Raw genomic sequence first — 15,509 nt, 5'->3', positions numbered from 1 at the left:
GGGGGGGGGGGGGCGCGGCCCAGGCTGCCGCCGGTGCCGCTGTGCCCACCATCTCGCGCGGGCGCGTGACCTTTGTGGATGCCGCTCTGCCGCAGGGCGTGGTGGTGCCCGATGCCAATCTAGCCGTGTTCTCGATCGCCGACCTCAACGCCCGCATGGATGCCAACCGTGCCCGCAGCCGCCGCAAGGTCGACATTACGCAGATCACCTTCCCCTTTAAGCCGGGCGACTACGTGGTGCACGCAACGCATGGCATCGCGCTCTTTAGCGAGATTGCGCGCCAGGAAGTGGGCGGCAAGGAGCGCGACTACTTTTTGCTGGAATATGCCGACGGCGACAAGCTCTATGTGCCGCTCGAGCAGGTCGACCGCATCACACGCTATGTTGGCCCCGACGGCGACAAGCCACGCCTGACCAGGCTCAACACCGCCGACTGGACGCGTGCCACCAACAAGGCGCGCAAGAACGCCAAAAAGCTGGCGTTTGACCTGGTCGATCTGTATACGCGCCGCTCCTCGATTACCGGTATCGCCTGCCCACCCGACACGCCCGAGCAGATCGAGATGGAGGAGAGCTTTCCCTACGACGAGACGCGCGACCAGCTGGAGGCCATCGCCGACATTAAGGCAGACATGGAGGCGCCCAAGCCCATGGACCGCCTGCTGTGCGGCGATGTGGGCTTTGGCAAGACCGAGGTCGCCCTGCGCGCGGCGTTTAAGTGCGTGGACTCCGGCCGTCAGGTCATGGTGCTCTGCCCCACGACTATTTTGGCCCAGCAGCACTACGAGACGTTCTTTGAGCGCTTTGCCCCGTTTGGCCTTGAGGTCGAGGTGCTCAGCCGCTTCCGCACGCCGGCGCAGCAAAAGCGCGCGCTCAAGGCGTTTGCCGAGGGCACGATCGATGTGCTTATTGGCACGCATCGCCTGCTTTCGGCCGATGTGAACCCCAAGAACCTGGGCCTGGTGATCATCGACGAGGAGCAGCGCTTTGGCGTGCAGCACAAGGAGCAGCTCAAGAACTTGCGCGAGCAGATCGACGTGCTCACGCTTTCGGCAACGCCCATTCCGCGCACCATGCAGATGGCGACGAGCGGCGTGCGCGACATGAGCCTGATCACCACACCGCCGACCGGGCGCCGTCCCGTGATTGTGCACGTGGGGGAGTACGACCCCGACGTGGTGAGTGCAGCGATTCGCCTGGAGGTGAGTCGCGGCGGACAGGTGTACTACGTGTCCAATCGCGTCAAGACCATCGACGACGCCGTGGCGCGCGTGCACGAGGCCGCGCCCGAGGCGCGCGTGGGCGTGGCGCACGGCAAGATGAGCCCGCGCGAGGTCGAGGACGTGATGATCGAGTTCGCGACCAAAAAGATCGACGTGCTCATTGCCACGACCATCGTGGAGAGCGGTATCGACAACGCGTGCGCCAACACGCTTATCATCGAGGACTCGCAGCGCCTGGGCCTGGCACAGCTCTACCAGCTCAAGGGCCGTGTGGGTCGCTCGGCCACGCAGGCCTACGCGTACTTTATGTTCCCGGGCGAGCTGCCGCTCACCGAGGAGGCGACGGCGCGCCTGACCGCACTTTCCGAGTTCCAGGACCTGGGCAGCGGCATGCGCATCGCCATGAGCGACCTGGAGATTCGCGGCGCCGGCTCGCTTATGGGCGCCGAGCAGCACGGCAACCTGTCGAGCGTGGGCTTTGACCTGTTTACGCAGATGCTGGGCCAGGCCGTGGCCGAGGCGCGCGGCGACGACGATGCCGGCGTGGAGGCGGCGAACGTGGGCATTAACCTGCCGGCCGATTACTTCTTGTCCGAGGAGTACCTGCCGGCGGTGGACCAGCGCGTGCTCGTGTACCGTAAGCTCGCGGCGGCCGAGGACCTGGAGAGCATCGACGAGGTGCAGGAAGAGACCGAGGCCGCGCATGGCGAGCTGCCGTTGGCGGGGCTCAACCTGTTCAACCGTGCGCGCATTCGTATTCGCGGCGAGCGCCTGGGGCTCGAGAGTGTCACGCTCAGCGGCGGGCGCATTACCTTCCTGGGCGTCGACGTGCCCAAGAAGGTGGCCTTTGAGTTCAAGACCCGCTATGGCGCGGTGAACTTCCCCAAGAGCCGCAAGCTATCGGTGCCCTACAAGGCGGGCGCCGGCGCAGGCAGCGGCCTGGGCCGTGGTCTCGACGCCGACGACGGCACCGGCCCCGTGGCGGCCGCACTCATGCTGCTGCAGCAGCTGGGTGCGAGCGACGACGACTAACAAGTAAGTCGGTGGGACAAAGTTATCAGTAGTTTTGTCCCAGGTGCGACAGTCGCATCGAGCCTGTCAACGCAAGCAACCCTGGGACAAAAACTACTGATAACTTTGTCCCACCACGTTGCGGGTCGACCCTTCGCCCCATCGAAAGGAAAGCATGTTCGGGTACATTTACAAGAAAGATGCCGCTGCTATCGCGGTTGTCCTGTGCCTTTGTCTGTGCGTGGGCAGCTTTTTCGATTATCAGATCTCGAGCGCGCTGTTTAACATCGCTAGCATGTACGGCCGCTTTATCGAGGCCGCCGGCGAGCTGCCGTTCGAGCTGACGGCGAGCATCGCGGGCGTTATGCTCGTGCGCGCGGTGCGTCCCGACTCCAGGGGGAGCAAATGGCTCGCCGTGCTCGGCATCCTTGTCAACGTCGGTCTGACTGGCTACGAGGTCGTTTCGTCCCTGCGGGTTGGCGGCAAACTTGTCGCAGCACAGTTGGTGCTGACGTTTGTGCTGGTCATCGCCGCCAACCTTATCGTCTGCCGCCTCACGCGCGATACCGATCCCAAAGAGCTCACGCGCTGGGCGTTGATGGTGCTTGCCGTGTGGGTCGCCCAGGCCGTCATCCTCAACGTGATCGTCAAGCCGCTGTGGTCGCGCCCGCGCATGCGCGTGATCGCGGTGACGCAGGGACTCGATTTTCAGCCGTGGTGGGTGATCGGTAACCCCGACAAGTGGGCCTATATCGCCGCCGGCGTGATCAAGGACGGCTTTAAGTCGTTTGCGAGCGGACACACGGCGCACGCGGCGATCGGTCTTATGCTCGCCGGGCTTCCCGCGGCGACCTTTAAGGAAAAGCCGTCGCGCCGCCGCGTGGTCTTTTGGGTCGCCGCTGTGGTTGCGGCGCTCGTCGCCTTTGGTCGCATCGTGATTGGCGCGCACTTTTTGAGTGACGTGAGCTGCGGCTTTGCCCTGGTGCTGGCGCTCGAGTGCCTTGCCGCGCGCATTGCTTATCCGGGCGGCGTACAATAGCCCCATCTGAATCATCGGGCTCGTGCCCGGCTAGAGAGGATTATCATGCTCGCGTTCAACAACGACTATTCCCACGGCGCACATCCGGCGGTGCTGCAGGCGCTCGTCGACACCAATATGGAGCCGCAACCCGGCTACGGTACCGATGCACATACCGAGCGTGCCAAGCAACTTATTCGCGAGGCCTGCCAGGCGCCTGACGCCGACGTGTTTTTCCTGGTGGGCGGCACGCAGGCTAACGCGACGGTGATCGACATGCTGCTTGCGCCGTACGAGGGCGTCGTTGCTGCCGAGACTGGCCACGTTGCCTGCCACGAGGCGGGCGCCATCGAGTTTGGCGGCCACAAGGTGCTCACCATCCCTGGCTACGAGGGCAAGATGCACGCCGAGGATCTCGAAAACTATATCCAGGTGTTCTACGAAAACGAGAGCTACGAGCACACGGTATTCCCGGGCGCCGTGTATGTGAGCCTGTCGACCGAGTACGGCACGCTGTACTCCAAGGCCGAGCTCGCGGCGATTCATGCGGTGTGCCAGAAGCGCCAGATTCCGCTGTTTGTGGATGGCGCCCGCCTGGCCTATGCGCTGGCAGCCGATGAGTGCGACATTACCCTGCCCGAGCTGGCACAGCTGTGCGACGTGTTCTACATTGGCGGCACCAAGTGCGGCGCGCTTTGCGGCGAAGCCGTGGTGTTTTGCGGCATGCACGCTCCGGCACATCCCATTCCGCGCATTAAGCAGCACGGAGCGCTGCTTGCCAAGGGCCGCCTGACGGGCGTGCAGTTTGAGGCACTCTTTACCGATGGCCTGTATTTTGAGGTTGGTCGCCAGGCAATCGAGGCCGCGCAGGCGCTTCGTCGCGTGCTGCACGAGCGCGGCTACCAGTTCTTCTTGGAGACGCCGACCAACCAGCAGTTCGTGATTCTGCCCAACGAGGACATGGCCCGCATTCGCGAACATGCCTCGATCGAGTACTGGGAAAAGTACGACGAGGCCCACACCGTGGTACGTTTTTGCACCAGCTGGGCCACGACGCAGGAGGACATCGACGCGCTGGCGGCTGTCCTGTAGGTTGATGTAATGACGAGGGGCCGCCTTGCACCTGGGTTTGGCGCGGGGCGGCCTTTGCTTTTGAGAGGGAAGGGTTGTATGGCCGAGATGTCCGAGCCGACGATTCGCCTGGCGACGCCCGAAGACGCGCCGGCGTTGCTTGCCATCTATGAGCCGTATGTGCGCCAGACGGCGATTACCTGCGAATACGAGGTGCCGAGCGTTGAGGAGTTCGCCGGGCGCATCGAGCGTACACTCAAGCGCTATCCGTATCTGGTGATGGAGCTGGACGGGCGTCCGGTGGGTTATGCCTACGTGAGCCCGCTCAACAGCCGCGAGGCATACGACTGGTCGGTCGAGACGTCAATCTACCTGGCGCGCGATGTGCGCCATGGTGGGCTGGGTCGCAAGCTGCACGATGCGCTCAAGCAATGCCTGGTCGCGATGGGCATCACCAACATGTGCGCGCTCATCGCCGTACCGCACGACAAAGACGACGAGTATCTGACGCACAACAGCCAGGACTTCCATGCCCATATGGGGTATCGCCTGGTGGGCGCCTTCGACCGTTGCGCCCAAAAGTTCGGCCGCTGGTACGACATGTGCTGGATGGAGCTGGTCCTAGCCGAGCGCGTCCCCAACCAACCCAAACCAACCTGGTTCCCCGACCTCCTCGCCTAAAACCACCACAATGGGGACAGGCACCTTTGTGGTGGTTTCTCTCGAAAATCGGCCGTTTTTGGCGCGTTAACCTTAAAAACCACCACAAAGGTGCCTGTCCCCATTGTGGTGGTTTTGGTGGTGGTTAGCCGATGGGCTCGGTGTATTTGGCGCGGTCGGTGCGCTGGATACGCTTGGAGATGTGCAGCGGGCGGCCGTCGGTGTCGTAGACGTAGTCGGTGATCAGAATCAGCGCCTGCCCGCGCTTCACATTGAGCAAAAACGCCTCGTTTTGCGAGGCATAACACACCTCAAAGGTCTTGTGCCCCTGCGCCGGCGCGCGATGGAACTCCTGGCGCAGTGCGGTGTAGAGCGATCCGTTGATATCGCGATCGATGAGCGCCTCAAAACTTGGCGGCAGATAGGTGGTCTCCAAGCACAGCGGCGCATCGTCTAGATAGCGCAGACGGACGAGCTTGACGAGCTTGCTGCCCACGGCGGCATCGAAAAACTTGGCCACGTCGCCGGCAGCCTTGGCAAAGCCCGAGTCCACCGTGCGCGTGGTGGGCTTCATGCCCTGGCCCTGGATCTGCGCCGTGTAGCTCGAAAACACCAGGTTGTTCTCGTGGAGCGCCGGCGTGTCAGCCACAAAGGCGCCGCGCCCGCGCTCGGTGCGAACCAGGCCCTCGTCAACAAGCACCTTAAGGGCATGGCGCACAGTGCTGCGCGACAGCCCCGATTCGTCCATGAGCTCCATTTCGGACGGCAGCTTGTCACCGCAGGCGTAGATGCCGGCAGCGATGCGGTCGCGAAGCGTGGCCGCCAGACGCTCGTATTGGGTCAGTTTCTTTTTAGATGAAGCGCTCATGCGATCAACCTGTATCTAACCTGTATGCTTGCCTAATCAAGCATGTATCCAATTCAACAACAAAACCGCTGGTAACGAGTATTTATATACCGTATCAGCAAAATATCTAAGACAAATATAGCATACAACTAGTCGACATCGCTAAAACATGTATGTAACTTGTATGCCATCAAGAGCATCAAATGAGAAGAAAGGCTGATGCACGATGACTACTCAGGAACAGGTTAAGGATGTCGTCTCCCAGGTTTTGGCTGACAAGGCAGACAAGGGCGGCATCAAGCGCGTTGTGTGGATTGGCGCCGGCGGATCCAACGGCGGCAACTATCCTGCCCAGTACTTTATGGAGCACGAGGCTACGCAGGTCGTGAGCTCCAGCTACACCAGCAACGAGTTCGTGCACGCCACCCCGGCCTACGTCAACGAGAACACCCTGGCCGTCGTCGTTTCCATGCGCGGCACCAAGGAGACCATTGTCGCCGCTCAGGTCGCTAAGGACCACGGCGCCAGCACCATCGCCATCTATGTTGACGAGTCCGCCCTCACCGAGGTCTGTGACTACAAGATTCAGTACGACAGCTTGGCCGTCGACGAGTCCTGCATGGGCCGCACCAACTCCGCCGTTGTGACCATGATCGCTATGGAGCTTACGCAGCAGACCGAGGGCTATGCCGAGTACGAGACCGCTATGGCAGCCTTCGACCTGGTCGATCCTATCTATCGCAAGGCCGTTGAGTACACCCGTCCGCTCGCTGCCAAGTGGGCCGAGCAGAACGCTGACAAGCCCTGCATCAACGTCATGGCTCAGGGTCCGCTCTTTGGTGCCGCCTATGTCTTTAGCATCTGCAACGTGCAGGAGATGCTGCAGATCGACTCCTGCACCATCAACACCTGCGACTTCTTCCACGGCCCCTTCGAGATCCTGGACAAGCGCACCTCGCTGTTCCAGCTCATCAGCGTCGGCCGCAGCCGCTGCAATGACGAGCGCGGCATCCGCTTTGTCAACCAGTACGGTGGCGAGCGCGTCTATCAGCTCGATGCCAAGGAGCTCGGTCTCAACGACATCAAAGACAGCGTGAGCGAGTACTTCAACCACCTGATCTTTGCGCCGATCCTCAACAACGTGTACATGCGTGCACTCTCTGCCGTTACCCACAAGGACTACATGACGCGCCGCTACATGTGGAAGCTGGACTACTAGGAGTTACGCGGTTTTACCAAACCGCGTAACGGCTCGACGCTGCGCTGTCCGTCCTCTACCTGCGGCGGGTCACTCATTGGGGACGTACTTAAACGACTGCCCCAAGGTGAGAGTGGATAAGCTCCCGTTTTTGGCCTGTTTGGTGGCTCAAAGTGGGAGATTATTCACTCTCGTCATTTTGCGGCAGTTGGGTGACTAGTCATCGGGGACGTTTTTGTTTGACTAGTCGTTTAAGAACGTCCCCAATGACTACACTCCTTTTGTCTAGAGATTTCCCGTTTGCCGATTTGTGTCTTGATAAATGTATATAACGACTATAACGTAGCATGAAACATACTGGAAACAAAGCCAAGGAGGCTACGTTGAAGAGAAGCAATCTGGGCTATGTGCTGGTGCTGATCGCCGCGCTTATGTGGGGCAGCATCGGAATCTTTGTAAACGGCATCTCGGCCATGGGCGTTTCGTCCCAGAGCATGGCTGCCTTTCGCTTGTTGGTCGGAGCGCTTATCTTGGCGCCGGTCCTGATGTTTATGGGCTGCCGTCCGGGTGAGGGGTCTACCGTGGCTCAGGGTCCGCTGGCCCTGTTCAAGGCAAGCCCTAAAGAGCTTGTTCCCTGCGCGCTTGTCGGTATCGTCGGTTTGGCCGCCGCCAACACCTGCTATTACGAGTGCATGGGCGAGGTGGGCATGTCCACGGCCTCGGTGCTGCTCTACACCTCGCCGGTGTTTGGCGTCGTGCTCGGCCGCGTGCTTTATCGTGAGGACGTGACCCCTAACAAGCTTGTTGCCATCGCTTTTAACATAGGTGGCTGTGTACTTGCAGTGACCAATGGCGACCTTTCCGGTTTCCATTTTTCGGTTTGGGGCGTCACGTCGGGCGTGATTGCGGGCCTTTGTGGTGCGTCGCTCGCGGTGTTTAGCCGAATAGCAACCAAGACGGTCCACCCGCTGGCCGTCACGTTTTGGGGCTTTGTTTTTGGCGGTGCGGTTATGGCAGCTATCGCGGCTCCGTGGCCGGATGTCGCCGTGGCAATGTCGCCACAGCTGCTGCTGCTGTTCCTTGGCTTTGGACTCATCCCCACAGCCGTGGCTTACATCTTATATATGCAGGGTCTATCCATGGGGCTCGAGACGTCGAAAGTTCCCGTCGTAATGTCATTCGAGACAGTCGTCACCGTACTGCTGGGCATTGGTATCTACGCGGAGCCCGCCGGCACGATCAAAGTATTGGGCATTGTCTTGGTGCTCGTGTCCATCGTGATCATGAATACGGATTTTACCATGCTGCGCAACAGTACCTTTGTCGGCCATGTTATTGAGAGCATGACCTTTAAGCCCAACGCGTGGTGGACGGAGAAATCGCAGGACATGGATCTCTTCAAGGAGCGCACGGGCATCGCGCTGGAACCCACCGTGCAGGAAAGCCCCTGGTATTTCGTGCGATAGAGGCAGTGTAAGCCCTTGGGGAACGTAACTGAGCGGGACTGTCCAACGAGCCACGGCGCTTTCGTTTCCAGTCAGTTAAACCCGCGAACGGTCGATATTTGGCCGTGAGTGGTTCTTATAATAATTATCAATATTCGCAACGTATAAGACGTTATAATGACCATAACGAAAAGGAGGAGGCAAGATGAATCAGATCATTCTCGCATCTCATGGCGGCCTGGCCGCAGGCGCCAAAGACACGCTCGAGATGGTTCTCGGCGACGTGTCGAACGTCCACGTCGTGTCGCTTGCTCGTGACGACAAGGAGCCCATCACCAATAAGGTGGACGCTCTGATCGCCACGTTCAACGCGGACGACACCGTCTATGTGCTGACCGATATGCTCGGCAGCTCGGTCAACAACAGCATGGTCGAGCTTTCCCGCAACGGTGCAGCATTCACGGTGATCAGCGGTTTCAACATTCCGCTGGCACTGACGCTTGCTATGAGCCCCGTCCCCGTCACGGGCGCCGAGCTCGCGGCCCTCATCAACGAGGCCCGCACCGGTCTGACCAACCCCAACGCGCCGATCGAGGCTGCCGTGGCCCCCACTAAGAAGGCCAAGGCGCCCCGTCACGGCTCCGGTCCCGCCAAGATCGTCCTCGCACGTCTTGACTACCGTCTGCTGCACGGCCAGGTCGTCTTTACCTGGACCACCAAGGTTCAGGCCGAGCGCATCATCGTCGTCGACAACGCTGCCGCCAACGATGACATCAAGAAGGGTGCTCTAAAGTTGGCCAAGCCCCAGGGCGTGCGCCTGAACGTCTTCACCGTCGAGCGTGCCCTCGCCAAGATGGACAAGCTCAACACCCTCGGCGAGCGCGTCATGTTCGTCTTTGGCAACACGGCCGAGATGCTGCAGTTCTGCCAGGGTTACAAACTCGACGCCATCAACCTGGGCGCCACCGCCAACCACGACGGTGCCGATCAGGTCGGCGGCAAGGACAGCTCCGTCTTCTTCGACGCCACCCAGAAGGCCGACGTCAACCAGCTGCTCGACATGGGCATCAAGCTCTACGTCCAGCAGACCCCCACGTATCAGAGCGTCGACATCGACGCCAAGCTGTAATCAACCAGGCTTTTGCCTGACTGAAAGGAGAAGGGTATGAATACGTTCATCAGTGCGGTGCTCGTCGGCCTCGTCGGCGTGTTCTGCATGTGGGACTCCCGCCTGCTCGGTCGTCTTAACTTCGAGCAGCCCCTCGTTGGCGCCACGCTCGTCGGTCTGCTGCTGGGCGATGTGCCCACCGGCCTTGCCGTCGGTGCCGCCGTCGAGCTCGTGTCCATGGGCCTGGTGCAGGTCGGCGCCGCCGTTCCGCCCGATATGGTCCTGGGCGGCATCGTGGCAGCTGCCTTCGCGTGCCTGACCGATGCTTCCGCCGAGACCGCCATGACGATCGCCATCCCGGTCGCCGTCCTGGGTCAGCTCCTCGGCATCGTGTTCCGTTCCATCATCGCCGCCCTCACCCATGTGGCCGATAGCGCGATCGATAACGGCAAGTTCAAGACCGCCTACCGCATGCACATCTGCGCCGGCTCCGGTCTGTACGCCATCATGTACTTCCTGCCGATCTTCCTGGCCGTCTTTGTCGGTACCGACCTGGTCCAGGCCATCGTCAACATGGTTCCCGAGTGGCTGTCCACTGGTCTGAACGTCTCGACCAAGATCATGACCGCCTACGGTCTGGCCCTGCTGCTCACCATGATGATCAAGAAGGGTATGACCCCGTTCCTGTTCATCGGTTTCCTGCTCGCCGCTTACCTCAACCTGTCCGTCATCGCGGTCGCTCTGATCGGTGTGTGCCTGGCTGTCGTCTTCATGGGCTTCAAGTTCAACGGTTCCCATGCAGCCGCCGGTGTCGATTCCGACTACGATCCGCTCGAAGACGACGAAGACTAAGGAGGAACACACTATGGCAACCACAACCAAGGACGTGTCCCTGAACAAGAAGGTCAGCCAGTTCTTCTGGCGCTCCTGGGCCATCCAGGCCTCTTGGAACTACGAGCGTCAGATGAACATGGGCTTCCTCTACGGCATGGTTCCCACGCTCGATCGCCTCTACCCCGACGAGTCTGACCCCAAGCAGCTCGCTGCTAAGAAAGAGGCCTACCATCGTCACATGGCGTTCTACAACTGCACCCCGCAGACGAGCGCTTTCGTCCTGGGCCTCGCCGCCTCCATGGAGGAGGAGTACGCCAAGGATCCCGAGAACTTCGACCCCGATTCGATCAACGCGGTCAAGACCTCCCTCATGGGCCCGCTTTCCGGTATCGGTGACTCCTTCTTCCAGGGCACCATCCGCGTCATCGCCTTTGGTCTGGGCGTCCAGCTGGCTCAGCAGGGCTCCATCATGGGCCCGATCCTGGCCATGCTCATCTCCATCGTGCCCTCCGTGCTGATCACTTGGTTCGCCGCCAAGATGGGCTACCAGGGTGGCCACGAGTACCTGGGCAAGCTCCAGGGCGGCGACCTCATGGAGAAGCTCATGTATGTCTGCGGCATCGTGGGTCTTATGTCCGTGGGCGGCATGATCGCTACGCTGATCGGCGCCACCACCCCGCTGCAGTTCGCTGAGGGTACCGTCGTTATCCAGGACATCCTGGACGGCATGATGCCCCAGATGATCTCCCTTGGCCTCACCGGCCTTATGTACTGGCTCATCAAGAAGAACGTCAACACCGGTTGGCTTCTCGTGATCGCCATCGTGGGCGGCATCGCCCTCTCCGCGGTCGGCATCCTGGCCTAGTCGCGACCCAGCGTCTAACCGCTTTCCCCCGGGGGCCTGCCTGGCATCCCATACCCCAGGCAGGCTTCCATCCCTAAATGTGTCAAAGGGACAGTCCCTTTGTCGCATCCTCAACGGGCCGGCGACTCGGTCCTAGCCACGGTAACCCTGCGAGCGTCCGGCAATGTGACGCCGCAAAAATTCGAAAGGAATGTGTCAGATGTACGAGATCGACCTTAACCTCCCTAAGCAGATCGTCGCTGACGTCCTGTCCAACCACGAGATCCACAGCGTCGCCTTCGTCGGCTGCGGTGCTTCTATGTCCGATCTTTACCCCGCCAAGTACTTCCTGGCCAACAACACGGACAAGCTGAACGTTCAGATCTTCACCGCTAACGAGTTCAACTACGACACGCCTTCCTGGGTCAACGAGCACACCTTCGTGATCACCTGCTCCCTCGGTGGCTCCACGCCCGAGACCGTCGAGGCCAACAAGACCGCTAAGAAGCACAACTGCCCGGTCGTCTCCCTCACCAACAAGGCTGGCTCCGCTCTGACCGTCGACGCCGACCACGTCATCGTCCACGGCTTCCACGCCAACTACGCTGCCAAGTGCGAGAAGCCCGGCTATGCCATCGCCCTTGCTCTCGAGATCCTTCAGCAGACCGAGGGCTATGACCACTACGAGGACATGATCACCGGCCTCACCAACGTCTTTGAGCTCTGCGAGAACGCCGCTCAGTCCGCCAAGGGACTCGCCAAGCAGTTCGCCCAGGACTTCAAGGACGACGAGATGATCTACTTCATGGCCTCCGGTGCCTCCGAGAAGATGGCTTATTCTCACGCCGCCTTCCTGTTCACCGAGATGCAGTGGATTGACGCCGCCGCCTACAACACCGGCGAGTACTTCCACGGCCCGTTCGAGGTTTCCACCGAGGGTAAGCCCTACGTCTTCTTCATGTCCGACGGTGCCACCCGTCCGATGGACGCTCGCGCCCTCACCTTCCTGCAGCGCATGGGCGCCAAGGTCGCTCTGATCGACTCCAAGGACTACGGCCTGGCCGACGCCGTGCCGGCAAGCGTCGTCACCTACTTCAACCCGCTGCTGCACCTCGCCGTTATGCGCGAGTACGGCAACCAGATCGCCGAGGCCCGTCAGCACCCGCTGACCATGCGTCGCTACATGTGGAAGCTTTCCTACTAATCACAAGTAAGTAGACCTTACGGGTTGATTGAGAGGGGATGGGGTTTTGCCCCGTCCCCTTTTTGCTCTGGGGAGGGCGTGTGCGCACGCGCCGCAAAACCCCAGATAAAACCTACCAAAATAAACCTGTCCCTTTTTGGCAAGTGGGAGGAGATGCGTATGATCAAGGCGGTGCTGTTTGATATGGACGGCGTGCTGGTCGATACCGAGTGGTTCTACAATCGTCGCCGCGTGGCGTTTATGGAAGAGAAAGGGTTCCACTTTGACGAGATCCCCGATCTTTCGGGGTCTAACGAGCCCGCCATTTGGAAGTCGCTGGTGCCCGACGATGCTGAGCTGCGCGAGCGCCTGCGCGTGGAGTACAAGCAGGTCTACAGCCCGGTCCATCCCGTTCCGTATGCCGAGCTGCTCAACGAGCAGACGGAGCCGGTGATGCGTGAGCTGCACGAGCGCGGCGTGAAGTGTGCCATCGCGAGCTCGTCCTACCGTGAGCTCATCGACGAGCTGGTGGAGATTGCCGGTATCGCCGACGTGCTGGACTACACCATCAGCGGCCATGAGTGCAGTGCGTTTAAGCCCGACCCCGAGATCTATTTGCGCGCCATGGAGGCGTTGGGTGTTGAGCCGGCCGAGTGCCTGGTTATCGAGGACTCGCCTATGGGCATTGAGGCCGGCAAGCGCTCCGGCGCCCGCGTCCTGGCGCTGCGTCCGCACGAGGGCGTCAACCTGGACCAGTCCGCCGCCGACACCATCATCGACAACCTGGCCGACATTTTGGCCGCTTTGTAGCGTCGATCCACCACGAGTAGTACAGATTCGCACGTCTTTTGCGGCGGATTGGCTTAATTTGGCTTGGATTTTGATTCGTTTGACTTCGACTCAGACTAAGTGAGTAGACTTTTTGGCACATGCCGAGCACAAAGCGTATCTGCTTTAGTAAAACCGCAGGTCACAGAGGTGGCAGTTTTTGGTGTGCTCGGCAGATCGTAAAAAGTCTACTCACTTAGAATTTGGCTCTTTGGTTGGGGAGCTGCTGGCTCGTTTTGGTTGTCGAGAGAGGGTTAATTGAAGCGCCCACTCGCGCTCCATGCTACAATCGCCGGCATGCCCCACAATTACATCTGCCTTCGAAAGGAGCCTACGTGGCGAACGCCATCGATCAGCTCACGGACCGCGTGCTCGTGCTCGGCCGCCTCACCATCGTCCGCCGCGCCATTACTGCCGTGGCGGTCACGATTTCCGCCATTCTTCAGACATTTCTGATCCAGGCGTTCATTCAGCCCGCCGACCTGCTACCGAGCGGTCTCACCGGCGTCGCCGTCTTACTCGATCGCGTTACCTCGCTTGGCGGCGTTCACATCGACATCTCGCTCGGCATGCTGGCGCTCAACATCCCCGTGGCGCTTCTGTGCTGGAGCGGCATCAGCAAGCGCTTCGTCATCTTCTCGATGATGCAGGTCGTGCTCTCGTCGTTGTTCCTCAATATCTTTCACTTCGCCCCGTTTTTGGGCGACAAGATCATGCTCATCATTTTTGGCGGCGTGGTCTCGGGCCTGGGCGCTGCCATCGCGCTTAAGTCCGGCGCATCCACCGGCGGTACCGACTTTATCGCTCTGTGGGTCTCCAACCACACGGGCAAGACCATCTGGGGCGTCATCTTTGGTTTTAACTGCTTTATCCTGGCGATCTTTGGCTTTATGTTTGGCTGGGACAACGCGGCGTACTCCATTGTGTTTCAATTTATTTCGACCAAGACCATCGACAGCTTCTATCGCCGCTACGACCGCGTGACGCTGCAGATCACGACGCGCGAGGCAGATGAGGTCATGACCGCCTATGTCAATCACTTTCAGCACGGCATTAGCTGCGCCGAGGTCATTGGCGGATACAGCCGCGAAAAGATGTACCTGCTGCACACCGTTGTCTCGACCTACGAGAGCCAGGATATCGTCAAGCTGGTGTGCGACGTCGACCCCGGCGCCGTGATCAATGTGTTCCACACGCTTAACTTTGTGGGCGGCTGGTGGGGCGGTCATGTCGACGAGCCCATGCCTACGGCCGTGCCCGATCCCGACAAGCCCGCGCGCATGGCCAGCAGGCAGGCCCGTCTGCACGATCAGGAAAGCTTGCAGCAGGACGACGGCAAGTAAAGATTTGCTGTATGCGGTGTATCGTTTTATCAAGCTGAGGTAACATATAAAAAGACGTTATATACGTATTAGTTATTTCGATATTTTGATAAGAGTGATCAGATATGCCAGCGCCCAAAAATGCACCGCTTTACCAGCAGATTTACGACGAGATCAAGGAAGCGATCGAGAAAGGCGTTTATGCACCTAAGGAGCGCATCCCGTCCGAGCTTGAGCTTGCCGAGCAGTACGAGGTGAGCCGCATTACGGTGCGCCGCGCCGTCGAGGAGCTGTGCTCCGATGGCTACCTGGTTAAGCAACAGGGTCGCGGCACCTTTGTTTCCACGCCGCACATCAACCGCCAGTTCCATGCCTCGACGTTGCAGACGTTTTCCGCGCTATGTGCCGACAACGGCATGAAGGCCGGCGCGCACGTGGTCGATCGCCAGATTGTGCCGGCGCGTCAAAACGAGATGGAGTTCTTTGGCCTGCAGAAGGACGCGCTGCTGCTGCATATCAAGCGCGTGCGTACGGCCGATGGCGAGCCCATATTTGAGGAGAATATCTTTGTGCCGTTTGACGCCTACCGTGAGCTGTTGACGGCCGATCTTGAGGACAAGTCGATTTTTGCCGAGGTCGAGCGTGTTGGTGGAACGCCGATTGTCTCGGTTGGCTACCGCACGGTCGAGGCCGTTCGAGCTAACGTCGAGCAGGCGGCCGAGCTGGGCATTGCTCCGCACGATCCGCTGCTCAACCTGCGTGCCGGCTTTACCGGTCCCAACGGCGAGCCGGTCCTGATGGGTAAGCAGTACTACGTGGGATCGCGCTACGTTATGGTGATGTAGTTCGGGATAGAAAACGAGAGTGGATAATCTCCCGTTTTAGGTCCGGTGGCGGCCTTAAAGTGGGAGATTATC

At 60.1% G+C, this 15,509-nt stretch carries 14 protein-coding genes; 13 read left to right on the top strand and 1 reads right to left on the bottom strand.

Annotated features, from left to right (window positions below):
• The 4 genes from mfd to DW029_RS04260 all read left to right on the top strand — a co-directional run.
• Window positions 1–2,255, top strand: a 2,255-nt coding sequence (mfd, locus tag DW029_RS11455) for a transcription-repair coupling factor (protein ID WP_199582534.1), incomplete at its 5' end; no start/stop codon positions are given.
• A 154-nt stretch (window positions 2,256–2,409) separates the two neighbouring features.
• Complete coding sequence (locus DW029_RS04270) at window positions 2,410–3,273, top strand: phosphatase PAP2 family protein (protein ID WP_117735432.1); 864 nt, start codon at window positions 2,410–2,412, stop codon at window positions 3,271–3,273.
• Window positions 3,274–3,318: 45 nt separating this feature from the next.
• Entirely contained in the window at window positions 3,319–4,344 is a 1,026-nt protein-coding gene (locus tag DW029_RS04265; protein ID WP_117735433.1) for a low specificity L-threonine aldolase, read from the top strand.
• 78 nt (window positions 4,345–4,422) lie between these two features.
• Window positions 4,423–5,004, top strand: coding sequence for a GNAT family N-acetyltransferase (locus DW029_RS04260; RefSeq protein ID WP_117735434.1), 582 nt, complete (start codon window positions 4,423–4,425; stop codon window positions 5,002–5,004).
• A gap of 124 nt (window positions 5,005–5,128) precedes the next feature.
• On the opposite strand, the gene DW029_RS04255 is transcribed toward DW029_RS04260, so the two are convergent.
• A complete protein-coding gene (locus DW029_RS04255; RefSeq protein ID WP_117794030.1) occupies window positions 5,129–5,851 on the bottom strand; it encodes a GntR family transcriptional regulator in 723 nt (240 codons plus the stop codon).
• Window positions 5,852–6,056: 205 nt separating this feature from the next.
• On the opposite strand from DW029_RS04255, the gene DW029_RS04250 reads away from it, so the two are divergent.
• From DW029_RS04250 to DW029_RS04210, 9 genes are all read left to right on the top strand, one after another.
• The gene (locus tag DW029_RS04250) at window positions 6,057–7,049 is read left to right on the top strand and encodes an SIS domain-containing protein (protein WP_117648180.1); all 993 of its coding nucleotides are present in this window, start codon (window positions 6,057–6,059) and stop codon (window positions 7,047–7,049) included.
• Window positions 7,050–7,411: 362 nt separating this feature from the next.
• Window positions 7,412–8,494 carry a DMT family transporter gene (locus tag DW029_RS04245; RefSeq protein WP_158565191.1) on the top strand — a complete coding sequence of 361 codons (1,083 nt, stop codon included), beginning with the start codon at window positions 7,412–7,414 and terminating at the stop codon, window positions 8,492–8,494.
• Between the two features lie 184 nt (window positions 8,495–8,678).
• Window positions 8,679–9,602, top strand: coding sequence for a PTS mannose/fructose/sorbose transporter subunit IIAB (locus tag DW029_RS04240; RefSeq protein WP_117743119.1), 924 nt, complete (start codon window positions 8,679–8,681; stop codon window positions 9,600–9,602).
• A gap of 36 nt (window positions 9,603–9,638) precedes the next feature.
• Window positions 9,639–10,433, top strand: a complete 795-nt coding sequence (locus DW029_RS04235; protein ID WP_022095161.1) for a PTS sugar transporter subunit IIC — start codon at window positions 9,639–9,641, stop codon at window positions 10,431–10,433.
• A 13-nt stretch (window positions 10,434–10,446) separates the two neighbouring features.
• Complete coding sequence (locus tag DW029_RS04230; RefSeq protein WP_117763540.1) at window positions 10,447–11,280, top strand: PTS system mannose/fructose/sorbose family transporter subunit IID; 834 nt, start codon at window positions 10,447–10,449, stop codon at window positions 11,278–11,280.
• Between the two features lie 199 nt (window positions 11,281–11,479).
• Complete coding sequence (locus DW029_RS04225) at window positions 11,480–12,463, top strand: SIS domain-containing protein (protein ID WP_233502247.1); 984 nt, start codon at window positions 11,480–11,482, stop codon at window positions 12,461–12,463.
• Between the two features lie 159 nt (window positions 12,464–12,622).
• Complete coding sequence (locus tag DW029_RS04220) at window positions 12,623–13,252, top strand: HAD family phosphatase (protein ID WP_158570712.1); 630 nt, start codon at window positions 12,623–12,625, stop codon at window positions 13,250–13,252.
• A gap of 353 nt (window positions 13,253–13,605) precedes the next feature.
• Window positions 13,606–14,613, top strand: a complete 1,008-nt coding sequence (locus DW029_RS04215; RefSeq protein ID WP_117743123.1) for a YitT family protein — start codon at window positions 13,606–13,608, stop codon at window positions 14,611–14,613.
• A 104-nt stretch (window positions 14,614–14,717) separates the two neighbouring features.
• Window positions 14,718–15,437, top strand: a complete 720-nt coding sequence (locus DW029_RS04210; RefSeq protein WP_117735442.1) for a GntR family transcriptional regulator — start codon at window positions 14,718–14,720, stop codon at window positions 15,435–15,437.
• Window positions 15,438–15,509: the final 72 nt, after the last annotated feature.

This window comes from Collinsella sp. AF38-3AC, assembly GCF_003474365.1.
In the GTDB taxonomy this organism is placed as follows: domain Bacteria; phylum Actinomycetota; class Coriobacteriia; order Coriobacteriales; family Coriobacteriaceae; genus Collinsella.
Note: the sequence above shows the minus strand (reverse complement) of the source record. Positions and strands in the feature narration are given on the sequence as shown.